A 7211-nucleotide genomic window follows, 5' to 3' on the forward strand; every position below is an offset into this window, starting at 1 on the left:
GGATTAATGTTTATACCTTCCGGATTGGCGTAGTTTAATAACCCGCCATTAGGTAGCGGTATCTTTAATTATGACATACTTGTTTTTCAGGTAAATACCGGTTTATTTATATAAGCTACGGATTACGATAATGATGGAATTCCTTCTATAATGGAAGATTTGAATAATAATGGAAATCTTTCTGATGATAATACGGATGCAAGTACTGAACTGTCCTCTGGATTCGGGTTTGTTCCAAATCATTTAGATCGTGATGACGATCAGGATGGTATTCTTACCAGAGATGAAATAGTTATTGACGCAGGAGGGAATATTTCCTTTCCCGATTCGGATGGAGACGGAACCCCCGATTATCTGGATGCGGATAGCTAATTGAAAGAATAGTATTAACTAAAAAGCCCGCATCTTTGCGGGCTTTTTTATTATGTAAAAGAATTAGCTAGAATTTGAAAGATAAGCTAAAAATAACCTGATCTGTCCGCGCGAAAACTTCTTCAGATATATCGGTCTGAAAGCTCAGGACCGCCTACAATTACCTCAAAATTTATAGGATAGCCCGAGTATCAACTGGGTGGGTCGGGTGTCCAGACGAACTCCTTCGACATCCCCGATCAGGTTTATGTAGTTGGGGCTGAAACCCCTTTCATACCTCAGGTCAATACCGATTTTCCCAAAGTTCACGCCACCTCCGATCTGGAATCCAACTGAAAATTCATTTTCGACATCGCTGAGTTCGATATCTTTTAAATCTGTACTAAGCACATATTGAAAGGCCGGACCGATAAAGCCGTGAAAAATTCCCAGAAACTTGTGACCGAACAGAATCGGAAGATCCAGTTTTTGCATCTTGAAATCTTCGTCAAATCCTTCACCGCTATAGGAAGAATTGATTTCGGTGAAGACGAGTTCCGGCCGCATATAAGCAGTGTCGCCCAGGCGACCCCAGATCCCGACATGATACCCTAATTTTCCATCCGGCTGCAGGGTAGTTATATCATCGACGCTTATTTTCCCAGTATTTGTGAAATTCACTCCGGCCCTAATCCCAAATCCGGAACCGCCACTTTGGGCATAGGAGATACATCCGAGGAGCAGGAGCCCCAAAAATATTACGTGTTTCATAGTGTGTTCAATTTATAAGTCCTTTGCTAATGTACGGATTTTCGCTTTGTTACTTTGAAAACGGCCCTTTCAATAGCTTTATCATTCAAACCATATTTTTCCATTAATTGATCGGGTGTTCCACTTTCACCAAAGGTGTCCTGAGTGGCAATAAACTCCTGAGGCACAGGATATCTGGTGGTTAAAGTTCTCGCTACACTTTCTCCAAGTCCACCAAAATAATTGTGTTCTTCAGCAGTTACTATAGCACCGGTCTTTTTTACAGAATTAATTATGGCTTCCTCATCTAATGGCTTAATAGTATGTATATTAATTACCTCTGCCGAAATACCCTGATTTTCCAAATTTTCAGCGGCAATCAAAGATTGCCAGACTAAATGTCCGGTAGCCACAATGGTAACATCAGTTCCTTCATTGAGCAGCAGAGCTTTTCCAATCTCAAAATTTTGATCCGCAGGTGTAAAATTAGGCACAGCAGGTCTTCCAAATCTTAAATATACCGGTCCTTCGTGCTCTGCGATTGCTATGGTAGCGGCTTTCGTTTGATTAAAATCACAAGGATTGATAACTGTCATTCCAGGCAGCATTTTCATTAGCCCAATGTCCTCCAGTATTTGGTGGGTAGCTCCGTCTTCGCCAAGAGTAATACCGGCGTGTGAAGCACATATCTTAACATTCTTATGGGAATAGGCTATGGACTGCCTGATCTGATCATAAACCCTGCCGGTAGAAAAGTTGGCAAAAGTACCGGTAAAAGGAATATATCCCCCAATGGTAAGTCCGGCTGCAATGCCCATCATATTTGCTTCAGCGATTCCAACCTGAAAAAAGCGTTCAGGATTTTCATCTATGAATTCCTGAATTTTGAGAGAACCTACCAAATCAGCACAAAGAGCTACTACTTTTGGATTTGTACGACCGAGCACGGTCATACCGGCTCCGTAACCACTTCTCGTGTCCTTCTTTCCTTGATCTATATACTTTTTCATTAATTCGATTTTTCGTATTGAGGATTAATAGTCCCCGAGTGTTTCCGGATTCTGGTTTAATGCAATTTCTAATTGTGCATCATTGGGTGCTTTACCATGCCATGCATGTGTATACATCATAAAATCTACTCCATGACCCATTACAGTATCCATGATTACACAAACCGGTTTGCCTTTACCCGTTCTTTGCTTCGCTTCTTTGAGCCCTTTGATAATGTCCTCCAGATTATTCCCATTTTTAATTTCCAGGGTATCCCATCCAAAAGCTTCAAACTTTTTCCTTAAGTCACCCATAGGTAATACATCAGAGGTGGCACCATCAATTTGCTGACCATTATGATCAATGGTGGCTATTAAGTTATCAACCTTATTTCCTGCGGCATACATTATCGCTTCCCAATTCTGGCCCTCTTGTAATTCGCCATCGCCATGCAGGCTATATATGAGGTGTTCATCCTTATTTAATTTTTTAGCCAATGCTGCACCTATAGCAACAGACATACCCTGCCCTAAGGAGCCAGAAGCAATACGCACCCCGGGCAGCCCTTCATGTGTAGCAGGATGACCTTGCAGGCGGGAATTCAATAATCTAAATGTTTGTAATTCTTCAACCGGGAAGTAACCACGTCTGGCCAGTACACTATAAAAAAGCGGAGAAATATGGCCGTTAGATAAAAAGAAAATATCTTCATCACGTCCATTCATATCAAAACCTTCTTTTAAGTCCATAATTTCATAATACAATGCTACCATAAATTCTGTACACCCCAGAGAGCCTCCCGGGTGACCAGAATTCACTTTGTGTACCATGCGTACAATGTCTCTACGAACCTGTGAAACAAGATCCTGTAATTCCTTTATTTCTGACATTTTATCTCTGTTTTATCAGCGTCAAATGTAATGGCAAACTTTTGCCTGCACAAGAGTAGTTATAATAATTTATTAACGTTTGAGCCCTTTGCAGAACTTTATTTTTTTGTTAAGTATTTTATGCAGGTCAGTTGAGTATATTTGCCATTGAAATCTTGCTTTGAAGTTTAAATTAGAACATACAGATCCTGGGACAGCGGCCCGTGCCGGCGAAATAGTAACGGACCATGGTGTAATTAAGACTCCAATATTTATGCCTGTTGGAACTGCAGCATCTGTAAAAGGGGTACATCAGAGAGAACTTCGTGATGAAATTGATCCAGATATTATTTTAAGTAATACCTACCATTTATTCTTAAGGCCAAAAATCTCCATTTTAGAGCAGGCAGGCGGACTTCATAAGTTTATGGGTTGGGATAGAAATATTCTCACTGACAGCGGGGGTTACCAGGTATACTCCCTCTCTGCCAACAGGAAAATAAAGGAAGAAGGCGTAAAGTTCAAATCTCATATTGATGGCTCTTTACACATGTTTACTCCTGAAAATGTTATGGAAATCCAAAGGGCAATTGGTGCAGATATTATTATGGCCTTTGATGAATGTACGCCATATCCATGCGATTACAATTATGCAAAGCAATCTATGAACATGACGCATAGATGGTTAGACAGGTGTATAAGGCATTTGGAGAATTTACCCTTTAAATATGGTTTTTCTCAGTCGTTTTTTCCAATAGTTCAAGGATCTACTTATAAAGACCTGCGCATTCAGTCTGCAGAGTACATTGCAAATGCCGGGGCAGAAGGAAATGCCATAGGCGGCCTTTCTGTGGGAGAACCGGCAGAGGAAATGTATGCCATGACCGAGGTAGTTTGTAATATCTTACCTAAGGATAAGCCGCGTTACCTTATGGGTGTGGGTACACCAATTAATATTTTAGAAAACATTGCATTAGGAATAGATATGTTTGATTGTGTTATGCCCACCAGAAATGCAAGGAACGGTATGCTGTTTACCGCACATGGGACTATTAATATCAAAAATAAAAAATGGGAGAATGATTTTTCCCTGATTGATGAGGAGGGTACTACCTTTGTTGATAAAGAATATACGAAAGCATATTTACGTCATTTATTTGCGGCAAATGAATATTTGGGGAAACAAATTGCCACGATTCACAACCTTGGTTTTTATATACGATTAGTTAGAGAGGCCAGAAAGCATATTTTGGAAGGAACTTTTTCAAACTGGAAAGATCAGATGGTTCGGCAAATGGATAAGAGGCTATAAGCATGACAATTTTAGACAAATACATATTAAAACGGTATCTGGCCACTTTTGGAACGATGTTGTTGCTGTTTGTGCCAATTGGTATTATGCTTAATCTGGCGGAGCAGATAGGGAAGATGATTGATAATGAAGCTCCTCTGAATGAAATAATTATCTACTACCTTAATTTTACGATATACATTGGTAGTTTGTTGTTTCCTATCTTTTTGTTTTTATCTATTATTTTCTTTACTTCAAAATTGGCCAATAATACCGAAATAGTGGCTATTCTAAGTTCCGGAGTTTCATATAACCGCTTTTTGCGACCTTACTGGATAGGGGCAAGTATAATTGCTGTAATGATGTTTTTTATGGGAATGTTCATTGTGCCTAATGCGAGTAAAGGGTACAATGAGTTTAAGTTTGAATATTTAAAAAGAGGTAATAAAGACCGGATTACGAGCAATATTTTTAACCAACTGAATGAGAGTGATTTTATTTATGTCAGCAGTTTCGATCCGGCAAGAAGGATAGGTTATAATTTTACTTTTGAACACTTTAATGATCAAAATCAACTGGATTATAAGATATCTGCCAGTAATATCCGTTGGGTACCAAAAGACAGCCTATATAGATTAACGTCATACATGAAACGTAAGATAAGGGCGAATAATGAGATTATTGAGAAAAAGAGGAGACTGGATACTTTATTTATATTCAATATTGAAGATTTAACACCGGTATCCTATGTAGCTGAGACCAAGAATTTATTCGAACTTAATGAATTTATTGAGGTTCAGAAAAATAAAGGGGCATCCAATATAAACACCTATATTTTGGTAAAATACAGACGATGGGCACTTCCAATTACCGCATTTATTCTAACCGTCATTGGAGTGGCTGTTTCTTCGGTGAAACGCCGTGGTGGGATGGGGGTAAACCTTGCCTTTGGAATTGGGGTTGCTTTCATTTATATATTTTTTGACAAGGTTTTTGGTACTCTAGCCGAGCAATCTGGCTTTTCACCTTTGCTGGCTGTAATAATACCTAATGTGGTATTTGGTATTTTAGGATTTTATTTGCTTAAAAATGCCAAGCGATAAGTTTAAAAACTACCTGCATCTTCACCTGATTGTATTTATATGGGGTTTTACGGCAGTACTTGGAAAATTAATTTCTATAGATGCCATGCCATTGGTTTGGTATCGAATGCTTATCGCCGCTTGTTTAGTTGCTGTTTTTATTTTTTTTAAGCGTTATTCCATTAGGGTCAGTGCTAAAACGTTGTTGGTAATGTTGACGGCTGGAGTCATAATTGCGTTGCACTGGGTCACATTTTTTAAAGCAATTAAAGTGTCTAATGTATCCATTGCATTGGTAACAATGTCTACCGGCGCATTGTTTACTGCATTTCTGGAACCAATATGGTATGGCAGGAAAATGATTTGGTATGAAGTTGTATTTGGTTTGCTGGTTGTTTTTGGTTTGTACCTTATTTTTAATGTAAGCACTTCTTATAGTCTGGGTATGGGCCTGGCTCTTATTTCTGCACTCCTGGGATCGATATTTACCTTAATTAACGGACAATTGATTAAAACAAATAAGCCGTCGACAATATCTTTTTACGAATTAATAAGCGGTGCACTTTTTATTTCAATTTATCTGGCCATAAACGGATCCTTTGATCGTGAATTTTTTATACTCTCTCTCAGCGACTGGTTTTTTATTTTTATACTGGCATCTGTATGCACGGCTTATGCTTTTATTGCCGCTGTAAAAGTTATGAGATTTATCAGCCCTTATACCGTTATGCTAACTATAAATTTAGAACCAATTTATGGGATAGTACTGGCGTTGTTAATCTTTGGACAAAGCGAAAAGATGAGCCCTCTTTTTTATATGGGAGCTCTACTAATAGTTGCCACTATAATTGCTAACGGGATCTTAAAGAATAGGAGAAAATCAAATATGGAAATGGATTAAGTGACAGGGTCTTCTCAAGTGTTTATTAATTTAATGTATAAGACGGCATAATATTTTATATTTGTTCATACAATCAAACTAATGCCATATTAAAAGTGGCAAAAACCTTTTTTAATGGAATATTTAGAATTTGAACTTCCTATTAAGGAATTGGTAGAGCAATTGGAGAAATGCCAGATTATTGGCGAGGAGAGTGAAGTTGATGTAACAGAGACTTGTCGGCAGATTGAAAAAAAATTAGACGAAACACGAAAAGATATCTATAAAAATCTTTCTGCCTGGCAGAGGGTACAACTTTCAAGACATCCAAACAGACCTTATACTTTGGATTATATTAAAGCCATTTGCGGGGATACTTTTTTAGAATTGCATGGTGACAGGAATGTGAAAGATGACAAAGCCATGATTGGTGGCCTTGGTAAAATTGGGGACCAAAGTTTTATGTTTATTGGCCAACAAAAAGGATATAATACAAAGACCAGGCAGTACAGGAATTTTGGGATGGCCAATCCTGAAGGTTATAGGAAAGCACTAAGACTTATGAAGTCTGCTGAAAAATTTAAAATTCCCGTTGTTTGTTTAATAGACACTCCCGGAGCTTATCCCGGTATTGAAGCAGAACAGCGAGGCCAAGGGGAGGCTATAGCCAGAAATATACTGGAAATGACCCGCCTTAAAGTACCTATTATTGTGGTGATCATAGGAGAAGGTGCTTCAGGTGGTGCCCTGGGAATAGGAGTAGGTGACAGGGTATTGATGCTGGAAAATACCTGGTATTCTGTAATATCACCAGAATCCTGTTCTTCTATTTTATGGAGAAGTTGGGAGTACAAGGAAATTGCCGCTGAAGCATTAAAACTGACAGCAACAGACATGAAAAAATTAAAGCTAATAGATGAGATAGTTCGGGAACCAGCTGGGGGCGCTCATAGTAATAGAGAAAAAACGTTTGAAATCGTGAAAAATAAAATTGCTAA

At 38.6% G+C, this 7211-nt stretch carries 8 protein-coding genes; 5 read left to right on the forward strand and 3 right to left on the reverse strand.

Annotation, left to right across the window (positions count from 1 at the left end; all coding sequences use genetic code 11):
* Positions 1 to 150: 150 nt before the first annotated feature.
* Positions 151 to 372 (forward strand): hypothetical protein, encoded by a 222-nt coding sequence (locus tag WBM60_RS07810; RefSeq protein WP_424282942.1) that lies wholly within the window; start codon positions 151 to 153, stop codon positions 370 to 372.
* A gap of 165 nt (positions 373 to 537) precedes the next feature.
* On the opposite strand, the gene WBM60_RS07815 is transcribed toward WBM60_RS07810, so the two are convergent.
* Genes WBM60_RS07815 through WBM60_RS07825 form a run of 3 tightly spaced genes read right to left on the reverse strand, consistent with a single transcriptional unit; the run spans position 538 to position 2981 of the window.
* Positions 538 to 1122 carry an outer membrane beta-barrel protein gene (locus WBM60_RS07815; RefSeq protein WP_424260888.1) on the reverse strand — a complete coding sequence of 195 codons (585 nt, stop codon included), beginning with the start codon at positions 1120 to 1122 and terminating at the stop codon, positions 538 to 540.
* A gap of 26 nt (positions 1123 to 1148) precedes the next feature.
* Entirely contained in the window at positions 1149 to 2111 is a 963-nt protein-coding gene (locus tag WBM60_RS07820) for a transketolase family protein (protein ID WP_424260890.1), read from the reverse strand.
* A gap of 24 nt (positions 2112 to 2135) precedes the next feature.
* Positions 2136 to 2981 carry a transketolase gene (locus tag WBM60_RS07825; protein WP_424260892.1) on the reverse strand — a complete coding sequence of 282 codons (846 nt, stop codon included), beginning with the start codon at positions 2979 to 2981 and terminating at the stop codon, positions 2136 to 2138.
* Positions 2982 to 3141: 160 nt separating this feature from the next.
* Here WBM60_RS07825 and tgt point away from each other — a divergent pair, with 160 nt between their 5' ends.
* The 4 genes from tgt to WBM60_RS07845 form a co-directional block, all read left to right on the forward strand.
* The gene (tgt, locus tag WBM60_RS07830) at positions 3142 to 4272 is read left to right on the forward strand and encodes a tRNA guanosine(34) transglycosylase Tgt (protein ID WP_424276588.1); all 1131 of its coding nucleotides are present in this window, start codon (positions 3142 to 3144) and stop codon (positions 4270 to 4272) included.
* Between the two features lie 2 nt (positions 4273 to 4274).
* Positions 4275 to 5354 (forward strand): LptF/LptG family permease, encoded by a 1080-nt coding sequence (locus WBM60_RS07835; RefSeq protein WP_424263730.1) that lies wholly within the window; start codon positions 4275 to 4277, stop codon positions 5352 to 5354.
* On the forward strand, positions 5341 to 6234 hold the full coding sequence (locus tag WBM60_RS07840) for a DMT family transporter (protein ID WP_424276587.1): 894 nt from the start codon (positions 5341 to 5343) through the stop codon (positions 6232 to 6234). Before WBM60_RS07835 ends, WBM60_RS07840 begins: the two co-directional genes overlap by 14 nt.
* Positions 6235 to 6348: 114 nt before the next feature.
* Positions 6349 to 7211 (forward strand): acetyl-CoA carboxylase carboxyltransferase subunit alpha (locus WBM60_RS07845; protein ID WP_424282943.1); only part of this gene is annotated, 863 nt, incomplete at its 3' end.

Source organism: Eudoraea sp., from assembly GCF_049669105.1.
In the GTDB taxonomy this organism is placed as follows: domain Bacteria; phylum Bacteroidota; class Bacteroidia; order Flavobacteriales; family Flavobacteriaceae; genus Eudoraea.